Here is a 16,537-nt window from a genome sequence, read left to right on the forward strand (position 1 = left end):
GGTAAGGCGTAGCCGCCACCCGGCACACTGGCTACTTCACGTCAAACCGATCCAGATCCATGACCTTCGCCCAGGCGGCAACGAAGTCGCGGACAAACTTCTCATGCGCATCATCGCTGGCGTAAACCTCGGCCAGCGCGCGCAGGACGGCGTTAGAGCCGAAGACCAGATCGGCGCGTGTGGCGGTATATTTCACTTCACCGCTGGTGCGATCGCTTCCGGCAAACAGCTCATTGGACTCATCGGTCGCCTTCCACTGCGTGTTCATATCCAGCAGGTTCACGAAGAAATCAGTGCTCAGCACGCCCTCACGGTTGGTAAACACGCCGTTCTTGCTGCCATCAAAGTTGGCACCCAGTACGCGCAGGCCGCCGATCAGCACCGTCAGTTCTGGCGCAGTCAGCGTCAGCTGTTGGGCTTTATCAATCAGCAGAGACTCCGTGGTGGACACATCCACCTGCGCACGGTAGTTGCGGAAACCATCGGCAATCGGTTCGAGCAGGTTAAACATCTCGATATCCGTCTGATCCTGACGCGCATCAACGCGGCCCGGCGTGAACGGTACGGTGACATACACACCTGCTGCTTTTGCGGCCTGCTCAACGCCTACCGCGCCCGCCAGCACGATGATATCGGCCAGAGAGGCTTTGTTGGTGGTGCGCTGGATAGCTTCCAGGGCTGGCAGCGCGCGAACCGCCGCAGCGTTCACGTCCCAGTCACGCTGAGGCGCCAGCGCCAGACGCGCGCCGTTGGCACCGCCACGCTTATCGCCACCGCGGAAGGTCGAGGCTGACGCCCAGGCAACGGAAACCAGTTCGCTCACGGAGAGACCAGAGGCAACAATTTCCGCCTTCAGGCTTTCAATGTCTTCTTTCGTCGGATTGAACACCGCCTGCGGCAGCGGGTCCTGCCAGATCAGATCTTCTTTCGGCACTTCCGGGCCAAGGTAACGCGATTTTGGCCCCATATCACGGTGGGTCAGCTTGAACCAGGCACGCGCGAAGGCTTCGTTGAAAGCCTGCGGGTCGTTCAGGAAGCGGCGGGAAATCTTCTCGAATTCCGGGTCGAAGCGCAGCGTCAGGTCGGTGACCAGCATGGTAGGCTTGCGTTTTTTCGACGGGTCGAACGGATCGGGCATGATTTCCGGTGCATCCACGGCTTCAAACTGAATCGCCCCTGCCGGACTGCGGGTCTGTACCCATTCGTATTTGAACAGGTTCTCGAAGAAGTAGTTGCTCCACTGGGTCGGGGTTTGTGACCAGATGACTTCCAGACCGGAGGTAATGGCATCAGCGCCAACCCCCGTGCCGTGCGTGCTGGCCCAGCCCAGGCCCTGTGCTTCAATCGGTGAGGCTTCGGGGTCGGTACCCACGTGGGTGGCTTCACCCGCGCCGTGAGTCTTGCCGAGGGTGTGGCCGCCTGCAATCAGCGCGACGGTCTCTTCGTCGTTCATGCCCATGTTGCCGAAGGTCGCACGAATCGCTGCCGCCGCTGACAGCGGTTCACCGCTGGCGTTCGGCCCTTCCGGGTTCACGTAGATCAGGCCCATTTCGGTGGCTGCCAGAGGACGCTTAGCCAGCGCTTCCGGGTCACGGTGGGTCAGCCAGGCTTTTTCATCACCCCAGTTCACGTCCAGATCCGGTTCCCAGACGTCTTCACGCCCGGCACCAAAACCAAAGGTACGGAAGCCGGAGTTCTCCAGCGCCACGTTACCCGCGAGGATAAACAGGTCGGCCCAGGAGATTTTTTGTCCGTATTTTTTCTTGATAGGCCACAGCAGACGGCGCGCTTTATCGAGGCTTACGTTATCCGGCCAGGAGTTCAGTGGCGCAAAGCGCTGTTGACCGCGTCCTGCCCCACCGCGCCCGTCCACGGAGCGATAGGTACCCGCACCGTGCCACGCCATACGGATAAACAGGCCCGCATAGCTGCCCCAGTCGGCAGGCCACCACGGTTGAGAGTCGGTTAAAAGTGCTTTGAGGTCGCCTTTAAGGGCAGAGTAATCAAGCTTGCTGAATTCTTTGCGGTAGTCGAAGTCTTCACCCAGCGGGTTCGAACGATTGGAATGTTGGTTAAGAAGATCGATGCGGAGTTGTTTTGGCCACCAGTCGCGGCTGCCTGTACCTGCGCCCGCGCTGTGATCGACGCCGCCCTGATGGAACGGGCATTTGCCGACTGATGCCGCTTTATTGGTCTCGTCTGACGTGCTCATCGCTATGCTCCCTTTTACAGTGTTACCGTTACGATATACACCACTAGCAATAAGTTATAGTTGAATTAATCCACAGATTCGATAGCTGATACCTTTTAACTTTTTACCCTGTTAAAAAGCCCTCTATTTAAGAGGGCTTTTGGTGTTTTACGCGGGGCGAACGCCCAGAGTATGGCAGATGGCATAGCTCATCTCCGCGCGGTTTAGCGTGTAGAAGTGGAAGTCTTTCACCCCTTCACGGCTTAAGATTTTCACCATGTCCATCGCGATATTGGCCCCCACCAGCTTGCGGGTTTCCGGGTCATCATCCAGACCTTCGTACATTTTGGACATCCACAGCGGAATGCGCACGTTGGTCATATCGGCGAATTTCTTCGCCTGTTTGAAGTTAGAGACCGGCAGAATGCCCGGGATAATTTCAACGTCGATGCCCGCGGAGACGCAGCGGTCACGGAAGCGCAGGTAGCTTTCGACATCAAAGAAGAACTGGGTAATGGCGCGGTTGGCACCGGCCTCCACTTTACGCTTGAGGTTAAGCAGATCCGCCTGGGCGCTTTTCGCTTCCGGGTGAACCTCAGGGTAAGCAGCCACGGAGATATCGAAATCTGCCACCTCTTTCAGCAGCCCAACCAGGTCGGCCGCATACATCTCTGGCTTGCCGCTGCCGGGCGGGAGGTCGCCGCGCAGTGCGACAATATGACGGATGCCGTTATTCCAGTAATCCTGGGCGATGGCACGCAGCTCGTCGCGGGTAGCGTCGATACAGGTGAGGTGCGGCGCCGCTTCCAGACCGGTACGATCTTTGATGCCTTTAATGATGCTGTGCGTACGGTCACGCTCGCCAGAGTTCGCACCGTAGGTCACGGAGACAAACTTTGGTTTCAGGCTGCTGAGACGATCGATAGAGCTCCACAGGGTTTGCTCCATTTCACTGGTGCGCGGCGGGAAAAATTCAAAAGAGACGTTAATCTGGCCGTTTACTTCGGCCAGGCTCTGGTTCAGTGCTTCCCGCTGGTTGGCGTGAAAAAAGCTCATACCCTACCCCTATCAATCGCGTGTAATTGTCTGTTGTGTTGTGAACTTCTATACGTTTAGACGTCCAGATGTAAAAATGACGGAAAAGCGGAGGGACGTCAATAGAAATAATCAACAATAACGGTGAGGTTTGCTCAGGGAAGATGAGGGAAATTCATGATGGGGGTGAGCGCGGTCCGATGCCCTCACCCTAACCCTCTCCCAAAGGGAGAGGGAAATTGAGTTTTTACAGCAGCTTAGCCAGACGGTTAATGTCGGACTGGATCGCCCCGGCGGTGACGTCGCGCCCGGCGCCCGGGCCGCGGATCACCAGCGGGTTATCGCGGTACCAGCGGCTTTCGATGGCGAAGACGTTATCGCACGGCAACAGCGCCGCCAGCGGATGTTCAGGACGCACCGCCTCGACACCGACGCGCGCTTTTCCGTTGGCCTCGAAACGTGCCACGTAGCGCAGCACCAGACCCATCTCGTTCGCCGCTTCCAGACGCTGCACCATCTGCTCGTTAAGCTCTTCACCATTTTCAAAGAAATGATCCACAGAACCCTCTTCACAGCCGGCAGGCACCAGCGACTCGACGCGGACGGAATCCGGCTCGATGTCATAACCGGCTTCGCGCGCCAGGATCACCAGCTTACGCATCACGTCTTTACCGGAGAGGTCAACGCGCGGATCGGGTTCCGTTAAGCCCTGCTGCCACGCCTGATCCACCAGGTCAGTGAACGGCACGGTGCCGTCAAACTGCAGGAACAGCCAGGAGAGCGTACCGGAGAAGATACCGCTCAGCGCCAGAATGCTGTCACCGCTTTCAATCAGGTCGCGCACGGTGTGGTTTACCGGCAGGCCCGCGCCCACGGTGGCGTTATACAGCCAGTGACGGCCGGTTTTTTCAAACGCGTCGTGGATCTGGCGGTATTTATCGGTGCTGCTTGCCCCCGCCAGCTTGTTGGCGCTGATGACGTGGAAACCGTGGCTGGCGAAATCAAGATACTGATCGGCAAGCTGTTCGCTGGCGGTCACGTCCAGCACCACCAGATCGTCATACGGGTGCGCGCGCATCCACAGGAACAGCGACTCTTCATCCTGTTCAACGGCTTCATCATTAAAGAAGGCAAGCGCGCGGCTGGCATCCAGCCCTTCGTAGTTCAGCAGGCTGCGGCGGCTGTCCACCACGCCTGCGAGAATGAATTCGAACCCGGTACGCGCCGAGAGCGTGACCTGCTCGCGGGCGAACAGCTCCAGCCAGCGGGAACCGATGTTGCCTTTACCAAACAGCACCAGGCCGATACGTTTTTCCGCGCGGAACAGAGAGGTATGCAGACCCTGAATCAGGCTTTCGGTTGGCCCTTTGCGCAGAACGGCAACCAGGCTGATGCCCTCTTCCGACTGCCAGGTGAACTCCACCGGCTGGCCTTTCAGCTGCTGCCAGAAGCGGTGGCAGTGCAGCGGGTTACGGGTGACGCCCGCGCCCACCATCGCCACCAGCGCCAGCCCCTGACGCAGGCGAAGTTCGCCCGGCAGGCCTGCTTCATCCAGAATTTTCAGCGCGCTGTCCGCCACTTCTGCGGTATAGCAGAACTGCAGCAGCTGGCGGTCATTATGAACACCCACGGCCAGCGGACGCACCTGGGCGCGTTTCAGGATCGTGTCGATCTCTTTATGTGCCAGCCTGAAGTCCTGGCCCGCAGGAACCTGGAACTCAATCAGGCAGATGTCGTCGTGGCTCGTAACAATACGCGCCCCGGTACCAGAGGCCAACACGCGCTCAATGCGCGTGGAGCCTTGATCCGGGGTGTAGCTGCAGCGCAGCTGCAGGTCAATATCGCTACCGGAAACCGGCTGCAGCGTACGGGCGTGCAGCACCGGTGCCGCCAGACGCGCCAGCTCGCTGGCTTCATCCAGGCGCAGCAGCGGCAGCAGGCAGGCATCTTTTACTTTGCGCGGGTCCGCGCTATAAACACCGGCCACGTCGCTCCAGATGGTGACGCGGGACACGCCCGCCAGAGCACCGATTTGCGTCGCCGAGTAGTCGGAGCCGTTACGGCCCAGCAGCACGGTTTCACCCGCGTTGCTGCGGCTGATAAAGCCGGTAACCACAATGCGTTTACCGGGATGTTGCACCAGCAGCTGTTGCAGCAGCGGGTAGGATAACCCTTCATCCACCTGCGGTTGCGCGGCGCGTTCGGCACGCAGGAAATCACGCGCGTCGAGCCAGGCGGCGTCCACACCCAGGTGTTGCAGAACCGCAGCCATCAGGCGCGCGGACCATACTTCACCGTGGCCCACCACTTCGGCATACACCGCATCGGTAATGCCGCTGTCCAGCAGGGCAGCCAGACGCTCAAGATCGTGCGTGAAGGCGCTGATCAGCCCGTCCGCCACGTCCGCAGGCAGCAGGCCGGCAATCAATTCGCTCTGATAGCGACGTAATGACTGTTGCACCTGATGCGCAGAAAGGCGATCGGTCTGGCTCAGTTTCAGCCAGCTAATCAACTGGTTGGTGGTGCTGCCCGCCGCCGAGACAACCATCATGTCACCCGGCTGTGAATATTCCGTCATGATCCCTGCGACACGCAGGTAACATTTCACATCAGCAAGACTACTACCACCAAACTTGTGCAGCTGACGACCCTTCGCCCCTGCCTGCGCTATCACACTCATGATTACCCCTTGGCTGCGACCCGGAAGCCATTTTCCAGATCGGCAATTAAATCTTCAGAATCTTCGATACCGGTTGAGATCCGCAGCAGCGTCTCAGAAATCCCGGCGGCGGCACGTGCTTCGGGTGCCATACCTGCGTGCGTCATGGTCGCGGCGTGGGAGATCAAGCTTTCAACCCCACCTAAGGATTCCGCCAGCGTAAACAATGACAGCCCGCTCAGGAAGCGACGCAGCGTTTGCTCGTCACCGTCCAGTTCAAAACTTAACATCGCGCCAAACCCTTTCTGCTGGCGCGCGGCAATCTCGTGCCCCTGATTTTCCGGCAGCGACGGGTGATACAGCTTCTTCACCAGCGGCTGGGTTTTCAGGAAGTCGACAATCGCCTGAGCATTGCGCTGCGCCACGTCCATACGCGGCGACAGCGTACGGATGCCGCGCAACAGCAGGTAGCTGTCGAAGGCGCCTGCGGTGACGCCAATATTATTGGCCCACCATGCCAGTTCGGTGACAACGTCAGGATCTTTGGCAATCACCACGCCTGCTACCACGTCAGAATGGCCGTTCAGATATTTAGTGCATGAATGCAATACCAGATCGGCACCCAGTGCGAGTGGGTTCTGAAGGGCCGGACTGAGGAACGTATTATCCACTACACTTATCGCTCCCGCATCCCTTGCGAGCTGACAAATTTTCGCAATATCGACAACGCGCAACAATGGATTGCTTGGACTTTCTACCAGAACCAGCTTCGGTTTCTCTGCCAGCGCCTGTTTCAGCGCCTGTTCATCGTTTTGATCGACAAACAGCACGCGATAGCAGCCGCGCTTTGCCAGGCTATCAAACAGGCGATAGCTGCCGCCGTAGCAATCGTGCGGCGCAACCAGCAGGTCGCCGGGTTTAAGGAACACCGTGGTCACCAGGTGAATGGCGGACATCCCCGTGTTGGTTAATACGGCGCCTGCGCCCCCTTCCAGCTCGGCCAGCGCGCGCTGGGTTACATCACGCGTAGGGTTGCCACGACGCGAGTAGTCATGCGCACGGGGTTCATTAAATCCGGTGAAATTGTAGGTACTGGAAAGATGAATGGGCGGGACAACGCAGCCGTACTGCTCGTCATCATTTAATCCGCTACGCACTGCGATAGTGGCCTGTTTACGCGTCATGGTGAGGGCTTCCTGGCGAATGAGGTGAAAAGTCAGGCACCAGAGTAAACATTGAAAGTATGGACGTCAATACATCTGGACATCTAAACTTCTTTGCGTATAGATTGAGCAATGCGCAAATAGCCGTTAAAATTATATGCTTTAGTGCACGCTGCAGCGGCAATATCCGTGCCACGGTATCGTCTCTACGGTAAACTAGGCAAGATTGCGGTTCAAAACGGGTGGTTACCGGTTTTGCACCTTTAGATAAATGACTGAGAGGATTAAAGGTATCTCATGGCTGAATGGAGCGGCGAATATATCAGCCCATACGCTGAGCACGGTAAGAAGAGTGAGCAAGTAAAGAAAATTACGGTTTCCATTCCTCTGAAGGTGTTGAAGATCCTCACCGATGAACGTACGCGTCGTCAGGTGAACAACCTGCGCCACGCAACCAACAGCGAACTGCTGTGCGAAGCGTTTCTGCATGCGTTTACCGGTCAACCGTTGCCGAACGATGACGATCTGCGCAAAGAGCGTAGTGACGAAATCCCGGAAGAGGCGAAGGTGATCATGCGTGAACTGGGTATCGACCCGGAGACGTGGGAATACTGAGAAGCGGATACAAAAAAGGCACCTTGCGGTGCCTTTTTTTCGGGAAACTTATTTAGCGCCCGGGATGCTGAAACGCTTGTTGAAGCGGTCAACACGGCCACCGGTTGCAACATCACGCTGCTTACCAGTGTAGAACGGGTGGCATTTGCCGCACACGTCCAGGTTCAGATCGTGACCCACGGTAGAGCGGATCTGGATAGAGTTACCGCAAGAACAGTTTGCAGTAATCATTTCGTATTTCGGGTGAATATCTTTTTTCATGGGAGAACCTCAGTTAAGGCCGCGTCGCTCTTCCAGCCCTAACGCCAGACACCACGCGATGTTGATTGTAAGTTCTTTGGCGTAAAGTACACCAAAGGCGGCGAATCATACAGAATTTGACCAACGTATGCAAACTGATCCGCACGCCGCTTTTACTAATGTGTATACTAACGCGCCACTTTTCAAGTCAGGAAGATTCGATGCCCGTCGCTCACGTTGCCCTGCCCGTTCCGCTTCCCCGCACCTTTGACTATCTGCTGCCCGACAGCATGAGCGCCAAAGCGGGCTGTCGCGTGACCGTGCCGTTTGGCAAACAGCAGCGCGTGGGGATCGTCGTCTCCGTCAGCGATAAGAGCGAACTGCCGCTTAACGAACTGAAATCGGTCGTTGAGGTGCTGGACAGCGAGCCCGTCTACTCCACCAGCACCTGGCGACTGCTGCTGTGGGCGGCGGATTATTATCATCACCCCATCGGCGACGTCCTGTTCCACGCCCTGCCAATTATGCTGCGTCAGGGCAAGAGCGCCAGCCATGCGCCAATGTGGTACTGGTTTGCCACGGAGGAAGGCCAGGCCGTCGACATCAACAGCCTGAAGCGCTCGCAGAAACAGCAGCAGGCGCTGGCGGCGCTGCGTCAGGGGAAAATCTGGCGGCATCAGGTCGACGAGCTTGAGGTCAGCGAAACGGCGCTACAGGCATTAAGAAAAAAAGGGCTGAGCGACCTGGCAAGCGAGGCGCCTGCCCTTAACGACTGGCGGGAGAGTTTCTCCGTTTCAGGGGATCGCCTGCGTCTGAATACCGAGCAGGCCACCGCGGTAGGCGCAATTCATAGCGCCTCCGATCGTTTCTCTGCCTGGCTGCTGGCTGGGGTCACCGGTTCCGGCAAGACCGAAGTTTACCTGAGCGTGCTGGAAAACGTGCTCGCGCAGGGCAAACAGGCGCTGGTGATGGTGCCGGAAATTGGCCTGACGCCGCAAACCATCGCCCGATTCCGCGAACGCTTTAACGCGCCGGTTGAGGTGCTGCACTCAGGCCTGAATGACAGCGAGCGACTCAGCGCCTGGCTGAAAGCGAAAAACGGCGAAGCGGCAATTGTAATCGGCACCCGCTCGTCGCTGTTCACGCCGTTTAAAAATCTTGGCGTTATCGTGATCGACGAAGAGCACGACAGCTCCTATAAACAGCAGGAAGGCTGGCGCTATCACGCCCGCGATCTGGCCGTCTACCGCGCGCACAGCGAGCAAATTCCTATTGTTCTGGGATCCGCCACGCCTGCGCTCGAAACGCTGCACAACGTGCGCCAGCGTAAATACCACATGCTGCGCCTGACGCGTCGCGCGGGGAATGCCCGTCCGGCCATTCAGCACGTGCTGGATTTGAAAGGTCAGCAGGTCCAGGCGGGGCTAGCGCCCGCGCTTATTACCCGCATGCGCCAGCATTTGCAGGCGGGGAATCAGGTCATTCTGTTCCTCAACCGTCGCGGATTTGCACCTGCCCTGCTGTGCCACGACTGCGGCTGGATTGCCGAATGCCCGCGCTGCGATCACTACTACACCTTCCATCAGGCCCAGCGTCATCTGCGCTGCCACCACTGCGACAGCCAGCGTCCGGTGCCGCGCCAGTGCCCGTCGTGTGGCTCAACGCATATTGTGCCGGTCGGTCTGGGGACGGAACAGCTGGAGCAGGCGCTTGGGCCCTTTTTCCCGGACGTGCCGATTTCGCGTATCGACCGGGACACCACCAGCCGCAAAGGCGCACTCGAACAGCAGCTGGCGGAAGTGCATCGCGGTGGCGCGCGCATCCTGATTGGCACCCAGATGCTGGCCAAAGGCCACCACTTCCCGGACGTGACGCTGGTCGCCCTGCTGGACGTGGACGGCGCGCTGTTCTCGGCAGATTTCCGCTCCGCCGAGCGCTTCGCCCAGCTTTACACCCAGGTTGCAGGGCGTGCAGGACGCGCCGGTAAACAGGGCGAAGTGGTGTTGCAAACGCACCACCCGGAGCACCCGCTGCTGCAAACCCTGCTGCACAAAGGCTATGACGCCTTTGCCGAGCAGGCGCTGGCCGAACGCCAGACCATGCAGCTACCGCCGTGGACCAGCCACGTCATCATCCGCGCGGAAGATCATAACAACCAGCAGGCGCCACTTTTCCTGCAGCAGCTGAGAAACCTCCTGCAGGCCAGCCCGCTAGTGGATAGTCAGCTGTGGATTTTGGGCCCGGTGCCTGCCCTCGCGCCAAAACGCGGCGGCCGTTTTCGCTGGCAAATTTTACTCCAGCACCCCTCGCGTATTCGCCTGCAGCACATCGTCAGCGGCACGCTGGCGCTCATCAACACCCTGCCGGAAGCGCGAAAAGTGAAGTGGGTACTGGACGTCGATCCCATCGAAGGCTGAAGACGGATCGAAAAATTTAACGCGCCTCACACTTTTTATGAAAATTCTGTAACCGATTCCATTAACTATCTGTAAAAATGGTGGTGTCCGCAGTTCGGTGTTCAGGCGAGGAGAAGACGTTGAAGTCCAGGAAAGAGGTTGCGGCTGCGACCATGAAAGACGTTGCCCAGAAAGCACAGGTCTCTACGGCAACAGTATCCCGCGCATTAATGAACCCGGATAAAGTCTCCCAGGCGACCCGTAACCGGGTGGAGCAGGCTGCGCTTGAAGTGGGCTATTTTCCGCAGGCAATGGGACGTAACGTCAAACGCAACGAGTCGCGCACCATCCTGGTGATTGTGCCGGACATCTGTGACCCTTTCTTTAGCGAGATTATCCGCGGCATAGAAGTCACGGCGGCGGAGCAGGGGTACCTGGTCCTGATTGGCGACTGCGCCCATCAGAACCAACAGGAAAAAACCTTCATCGACCTCATTATCACCAAGCAGATCGACGGCATGCTGCTGCTTGGCTCTCGCCTGCCGTTTGATGCCAGCATCGAAGAGCAGCGTAATTTACCGCCGATGGTCATGGCCAACGAGTTTGCGCCAGAGCTGGAGCTGCCGACGGTCCATATCGATAACCTTACCGCCGCGTTCAACGCCGTAAACTATCTCCAGGAGCTGGGGCATAAGCGTATTGGCTGCATCGCCGGACCGGAAGAGATGCCGCTGTGTCACTACCGTTTGCAGGGTTACGTTCAGGCGCTGCGACGTACCGGCGTGACCGTCGATCCGCACTACATTGCGCGCGGTGATTTTACCTTCGCAGCCGGTGGACAGGCGCTGGAGAAACTTCTGGACCTGCCTGAGCCGCCAACCGCCGTATTTTGCCACAGCGACGTGATGGCGCTGGGCGCATTATCGTATGCCAAACGCCGCGGCCTTCGCATACCGAAAGATTTATCCATCATCGGTTTTGATAATATTTCGCTTTCGGAATTTTGCGATCCGCCGCTCTCAACGGTCGCTCAGCCGCGCTACCAAATCGGCCGCGAAGCGATGCTGCTTCTGCTGGATCAGCTTCACGGTCAAACAGTTAGCAGCGGTTCACGGTTGCTGGACTGCGAACTGATCGTCCGCGGCACGACCCAGGCATTGACTTAAAGTAAACGTCTTTCGGATACCCTTATCTGGTCAAAGCCCCGCCGCTTAAGTAACATGGCGGACTGACGAACGAATAAATACAGCGAAACGATAGTGGCACAACGAGATTATGTACGTCGCGGCCAGCCGGCACCTTCGCGACGCAAAAAGAGTAGCTCAAGAAAAAAGCAACGTAACCTGCCTGCTGTCTCGCCAGCAATGGTCGCTATTGCTGCGGCTGTAGTCGTCGCCTTTATTGGTGGCCTGTACTTTATCACGCACCATAAAAAAGAAGAGTCTGAGGCGCTTCAGGCCAGTAAAGTCGCCGGAAATGGCCTCCCTCCGAAGCCTGAAGAGCGCTGGCGCTATATCAAAGAGCTGGAAAGCCGTCAGCCTGGGGTACGTGCGCCAACCGAACCTTCTGCGGGTGGTGAAGTGCAGAATGCGAATCAGCTGACGGATGAACAGCGTCAGCTGCTGGCACAAATGCAGGCCGATATGCGCCAGCAGCCTACGCAGCTGAACGAAGTGCCGTGGAATGAGCAGACGCCGGAACAGCGTCAGCAAACACTGCAGCGTCGCCAGGCACAACAGCAGATTCAGCAGCAACAGCAGTGGGCGCAAACCCAGCCGGTACAGCAGCCTAAGGCACAGCCGCGGGTAACGGAACAGCCGTATCAGCAGCCGACGCGTACGGTGCAGTCTCAGCCTGTCCAGCAGCAGCCTAAAACACAGCCGCAGAAGCAGGCGGCTCAGCCGTATCAGGATCTGCTCCAGACGCCAGCGCACACCACCGCCCAGCAGCCGAAAACGCAGCAGGCCGCGCCGGTCACGAAAGAGACCGAAGCGCCGAAGCAGACGGCGGAGAAAAAAGACGAACGTCGCTGGATGGTACAGTGCGGTTCGTTCAAAGGTGCGGAGCAGGCGGAAACGGTGCGCGCACAGCTGGCCTTTGAAGGGTTTGATTCGCGTATTACCACCAATAACGGCTGGAATCGCGTGGTGATTGGTCCGGTCAAAGGCAAAGAAAATGCCGATGGCACCCTTTCTCGTTTGAAAATCGCCGGTCACACAAACTGCATTCGACTCGCCTCCGGGGGTTGAAACCCCCAAAATCCCCCCCATCTATCATTTAATTCAGCCCTGGGCACAGGCTCAGGGCTTCTGTTTCCCGATTCTGTAACCAGGGGGTCTGCTCGTGACAACAATAGTAAGTGTACGCCGTAACGGCCATGTGGTAATCGCCGGTGATGGCCAGGCCACGCTGGGTAATACCGTCATGAAAGGCAACGTGAAGAAAGTGCGTCGTCTCTACAACGACAAAGTGATCGCCGGTTTTGCAGGCGGCACGGCAGATGCCTTCACGCTGTTTGAACTGTTTGAACGTAAACTGGAAATGCACCAGGGTCATCTGGTGAAAGCCGCCGTTGAGCTGGCGAAAGACTGGCGTACCGACCGCATGCTGCGCAAGCTCGAAGCGCTGCTGGCGGTCGCCGATGAAACCGCTTCGCTGATCATCACCGGTAACGGTGATGTGATTCAGCCGGAAAATGACCTGATTGCCATCGGCTCTGGCGGCCCTTATGCCCAGGCTGCTGCCCGCGCACTGTTGGAAAATACCGACATGAATGCGCGTGATATCGCGGTGAAGGCGTTGGATATTGCAGGTGATATCTGCATCTATACCAACCACAACCACACCATCGAAGAATTGACCTCCAAAGCGTAAGGATCTCCCATGTCTGAAATGACCCCACGCGAAATTGTCAGCGAACTGAACAAACACATTATCGGCCAGGATAACGCCAAGCGTTCCGTGGCTATCGCCCTGCGTAACCGCTGGCGTCGTATGCAGCTTGACGAAGAGCTGCGCCACGAAGTGACGCCGAAAAACATTCTGATGATCGGCCCGACCGGCGTCGGTAAAACCGAAATCGCCCGTCGTCTGGCGAAGCTGGCCAACGCACCGTTCATCAAAGTTGAAGCCACCAAGTTCACCGAAGTGGGCTATGTGGGTAAAGAAGTGGACTCCATCATCCGCGATCTGACCGACTCGGCGATCAAAATGGTGCGCGTCCAGGCCATTGAGAAAAACCGCTACCGTGCGGAAGAGATGGCCGAAGAGCGCATTCTCGACGTGCTGATCCCACCGGCAAAAAACAACTGGGGTCAGGCTGAACAGCAGGCGGAACCGTCCGCTGCGCGTCAGGCGTTCCGCAAAAAACTGCGTGAAGGCCAGCTGGATGATAAAGAGATTGAGATCGATCTCGCTGCCGCGCCAATGGGTGTGGAAATCATGGCACCTCCGGGCATGGAAGAGATGACCAGCCAGCTGCAGTCCATGTTCCAGAACCTGGGCGGTCAGAAGCAAAAAACGCGTAAGCTGAAAATCAAAGACGCGATGAAGCTGCTGATTGAAGAAGAAGCGGCGAAGCTGGTGAATCCGGAAGAGCTGAAGCAGGACGCTATCGACGCGGTTGAGCAGCACGGTATCGTGTTTATCGACGAAATCGACAAAATTTGTAAGCGCGGCGGCAACAGCTCCGGCCCGGATGTATCCCGCGAAGGCGTTCAGCGCGACCTGCTGCCGCTGGTAGAAGGCTGCACCGTCTCAACCAAGCACGGCATGGTGAAAACGGACCACATCCTGTTTATCGCATCAGGTGCCTTCCAGGTTGCCAGCCCGTCGGATCTAATCCCGGAACTGCAGGGCCGTCTGCCTATCCGCGTTGAGCTGCAGGCGCTGACTACCGAAGACTTCGAACGTATCCTGACCGAGCCAAACGCCTCTGCAACCGTTCAGTACAAAGCGCTGATGGCAACCGAAGGCGTGAACCTCGAGTTCACCGAAGACGGTATCAAACGTATTGCCCAGGCTGCATGGCAGGTGAACGAAACCACCGAAAACATCGGTGCGCGTCGTCTGCATACCGTGCTGGAACGCCTGGTGGAAGATATCTCTTACGACGCGAGCGATCTGAACGGTCAAACCGTTACCATTGACGCAGAATATGTGAGTAAACATCTGGATGCGTTAGTGGCAGATGAAGATCTGAGCCGTTTTATCCTATAATCGCGGTTACTGGATTCTCATCACGTTTAATGGGGGCTAATGCCCCCATTTTTATTGGCTAAATACTTATGACTGACATCAGCCGTACTCAGGCGTGGCTCGAAAGTCTGCGCCCTAAAACACTCCCTCTGGCCTTTACCGCGATTATCGTCGGTACGGCGCTTGCCTGGTGGCAGGGTTATTTCGATCCGCTGGTTGCCGCGCTGGCATTGATTACCGCCGGCCTGCTGCAAATTCTCTCCAACCTCGCCAACGACTATGGCGACGCGGTGAAAGGCAGCGACAAACCTGACCGTATCGGGCCGCTGCGTGGGATGCAAAAAGGGGTGATTACCCAGGCGCAGATGAAGCGCGCGCTGATTATCACCGTGGTGCTGATCTGTTTATCGGGTCTGGCGCTGGTGACAGTGGCGTCTAAGACCCCCAGCGATTTTATTGGCTTCCTGGTGCTGGGCTTATTGGCCATTATCGCAGCCATCACCTACACCGTCGGCACGCGTCCTTACGGCTACATTGGACTCGGGGATATCTCCGTACTGGTGTTCTTCGGCTGGCTGAGCGTGATGGGAAGCTGGTACTTACAGGCGCATACGGTGATCCCTGCGCTGTTCCTGCCTGCGACCGCCTGCGGTCTGCTGGCGACCGCGGTGCTCAACATCAACAACCTGCGCGATATCGACAGCGACCGGGAGAACGGCAAAAACACCCTGGCGGTCCGTCTGGGGCCGATGAATGCGCGTCGCTACCATGCCTGCCTGCTGATGGGTGCTCTGGTCTGCCTGGCGCTGTTTAACCTGATTTCCCTGCACAGTCTGTGGGGCTGGCTGTTTGTGCTTGCCGCGCCGCTGCTGATTAAGCAGGCCCGTTTTGTGATGCGTGAACGCAGCCCGGCCGCCATGCCGCCGATGCTGGAGCGCACGGTAAAAGGCGCGCTGCTGACTAACCTGTTGTTCGTCATCGGGATTGTCTTAAGCCAGACGCTCAGTTAGCTGACAAATATCAATTAACAATTGATGATTTTGCCAACAACGCATTTCGCACGATATACTGAACACATTCGCAGCAACTGAGCGTTAAACCTATGAAATACGATACCTCCGAGCTTTGTGACATCTACCAGGAAGATGTCAACGTCGTTGAACCGCTGTTCTCCAACTTTGGTGGGCGGTCGTCGTTTGGCGGACAGATCGTCACGGTGAAATGTTTCGAGGATAACGGGTTGTTGTACGATCTGCTCGAACAGAACGGCCGTGGCCGCGTACTGGTGGTCGATGGCGGTGGTTCCGTACGCCGCGCATTGATTGATGCTGAACTGGCCGGTATTGCCGCACAAAACGAGTGGGAAGGCATAGTGGTGTACGGTTCCGTGCGCCAGGTGGACGATCTGGAAGACCTGGATATCGGGATTCAGGCCATCGCGGCCATACCGGTAGGGGCGGCAGGTGACGGCATCGGCGAAAGCGACGTGCGCGTTAACTTCGGCGGCGTGACCTTCTTCTCCGGCGACCATCTCTACGCCGATAATACCGGCATTATCCTTTCCGAAGATCCGCTGGATATTGAGTAATAAAACCGTAAGCGTGGACCATAAAAAAACCGCCAACAGCAATGTGGCGGTTTTTTTATCCCTCGGGATTCGCGGTCCGTTGGGAAGGCTTGCAACCTTTGACCAAGTTTTTTATCTTACCCTGGTTCAAATCTCAGGTAATCCCCTCGACCCTTTATAAATTCCTAATTATCTATACAGACCTTAACTACGCTGCTGTTGCTTACTATGATGCTGCGTCCCTTTCCGCCATCTCGCACATGGGCATCGGTCCAGGGAAAGGTGTCTTCACAACCGTAAAGCAACCCTTGATCAGGCTTGTGTCCACCGACTTATCACCGGTGGTGAACGGTGGAGCGGTTAGCTGCAGGGACCGCATAATGAAACGCTATTTATGTATCGCGTTCATTGTCGCCAGCGTACTCGTTGTAAAGAGTGATGAACCGAATGTGTTCGTTGCTTTTACTATGATAG

At 57.2% G+C, this 16,537-nt stretch carries 13 protein-coding genes; 8 read left to right on the forward strand and 5 right to left on the reverse strand.

Annotated elements, in window-relative coordinates:
• Window positions 1–31 precede the first annotated feature (31 nt).
• From katG to metB, 4 genes are all read right to left on the reverse strand, one after another.
• Window positions 32–2,212 (reverse strand): catalase/peroxidase HPI, encoded by a 2,181-nt coding sequence (katG, locus tag FHC52_RS15635; RefSeq protein ID WP_032664795.1) that lies wholly within the window; start codon window positions 2,210–2,212, stop codon window positions 32–34.
• Between the two features lie 147 nt (window positions 2,213–2,359).
• On the reverse strand, window positions 2,360–3,247 hold the full coding sequence (metF, locus tag FHC52_RS15640) for a methylenetetrahydrofolate reductase (RefSeq protein WP_008501796.1): 888 nt from the start codon (window positions 3,245–3,247) through the stop codon (window positions 2,360–2,362).
• A gap of 226 nt (window positions 3,248–3,473) precedes the next feature.
• Window positions 3,474–5,906 (reverse strand): bifunctional aspartate kinase/homoserine dehydrogenase II, encoded by a 2,433-nt coding sequence (locus FHC52_RS15645; RefSeq protein WP_008501797.1) that lies wholly within the window; start codon window positions 5,904–5,906, stop codon window positions 3,474–3,476.
• Between the two features lie 2 nt (window positions 5,907–5,908).
• Complete coding sequence (metB, locus tag FHC52_RS15650) at window positions 5,909–7,069, reverse strand: cystathionine gamma-synthase (RefSeq protein WP_021242813.1); 1,161 nt, start codon at window positions 7,067–7,069, stop codon at window positions 5,909–5,911.
• Between the two features lie 276 nt (window positions 7,070–7,345).
• On the opposite strand from metB, the gene metJ reads away from it, so the two are divergent.
• Complete coding sequence (gene metJ, locus FHC52_RS15655; RefSeq protein ID WP_003862042.1) at window positions 7,346–7,663, forward strand: met regulon transcriptional regulator MetJ; 318 nt, start codon at window positions 7,346–7,348, stop codon at window positions 7,661–7,663.
• A 48-nt stretch (window positions 7,664–7,711) separates the two neighbouring features.
• On the opposite strand, the gene rpmE is transcribed toward metJ, so the two are convergent.
• The gene (gene rpmE, locus FHC52_RS15660) at window positions 7,712–7,924 is read right to left on the reverse strand and encodes a 50S ribosomal protein L31 (RefSeq protein WP_003862040.1); all 213 of its coding nucleotides are present in this window, start codon (window positions 7,922–7,924) and stop codon (window positions 7,712–7,714) included.
• Window positions 7,925–8,124: 200 nt separating this feature from the next.
• On the opposite strand from rpmE, the gene priA reads away from it, so the two are divergent.
• From priA to rraA, 7 genes are all read left to right on the forward strand, one after another.
• Window positions 8,125–10,320, forward strand: coding sequence for a primosomal protein N' (gene priA, locus FHC52_RS15665; protein ID WP_063616225.1), 2,196 nt, complete (start codon window positions 8,125–8,127; stop codon window positions 10,318–10,320).
• A gap of 119 nt (window positions 10,321–10,439) precedes the next feature.
• Window positions 10,440–11,465, forward strand: coding sequence for a DNA-binding transcriptional regulator CytR (gene cytR, locus FHC52_RS15670; protein ID WP_023293597.1), 1,026 nt, complete (start codon window positions 10,440–10,442; stop codon window positions 11,463–11,465).
• A gap of 93 nt (window positions 11,466–11,558) precedes the next feature.
• On the forward strand, window positions 11,559–12,548 hold the full coding sequence (gene ftsN / locus FHC52_RS15675) for a cell division protein FtsN (protein ID WP_032635441.1): 990 nt from the start codon (window positions 11,559–11,561) through the stop codon (window positions 12,546–12,548).
• Between the two features lie 94 nt (window positions 12,549–12,642).
• Entirely contained in the window at window positions 12,643–13,173 is a 531-nt protein-coding gene (gene hslV, locus FHC52_RS15680; RefSeq protein ID WP_008501802.1) for an ATP-dependent protease subunit HslV, read from the forward strand.
• Window positions 13,174–13,182: 9 nt separating this feature from the next.
• Window positions 13,183–14,517: an HslU--HslV peptidase ATPase subunit gene (hslU, locus tag FHC52_RS15685; RefSeq protein WP_008501803.1), complete on the forward strand. Its 1,335-nt coding sequence runs from the start codon at window positions 13,183–13,185 to the stop codon at window positions 14,515–14,517.
• Between the two features lie 68 nt (window positions 14,518–14,585).
• On the forward strand, window positions 14,586–15,506 hold the full coding sequence (gene menA / locus FHC52_RS15690) for a 1,4-dihydroxy-2-naphthoate polyprenyltransferase (protein WP_126289409.1): 921 nt from the start codon (window positions 14,586–14,588) through the stop codon (window positions 15,504–15,506).
• 92 nt (window positions 15,507–15,598) lie between these two features.
• On the forward strand, window positions 15,599–16,084 hold the full coding sequence (rraA, locus tag FHC52_RS15695) for a ribonuclease E activity regulator RraA (protein WP_008501805.1): 486 nt from the start codon (window positions 15,599–15,601) through the stop codon (window positions 16,082–16,084).
• The last annotated feature ends 453 nt before the right edge of the window (window positions 16,085–16,537 follow it).

The sequence above is a fragment of the Enterobacter sp. EC_64 genome (genome assembly GCF_019584165.1).
GTDB lineage: Bacteria > Pseudomonadota > Gammaproteobacteria > Enterobacterales > Enterobacteriaceae > Enterobacter > Enterobacter roggenkampii.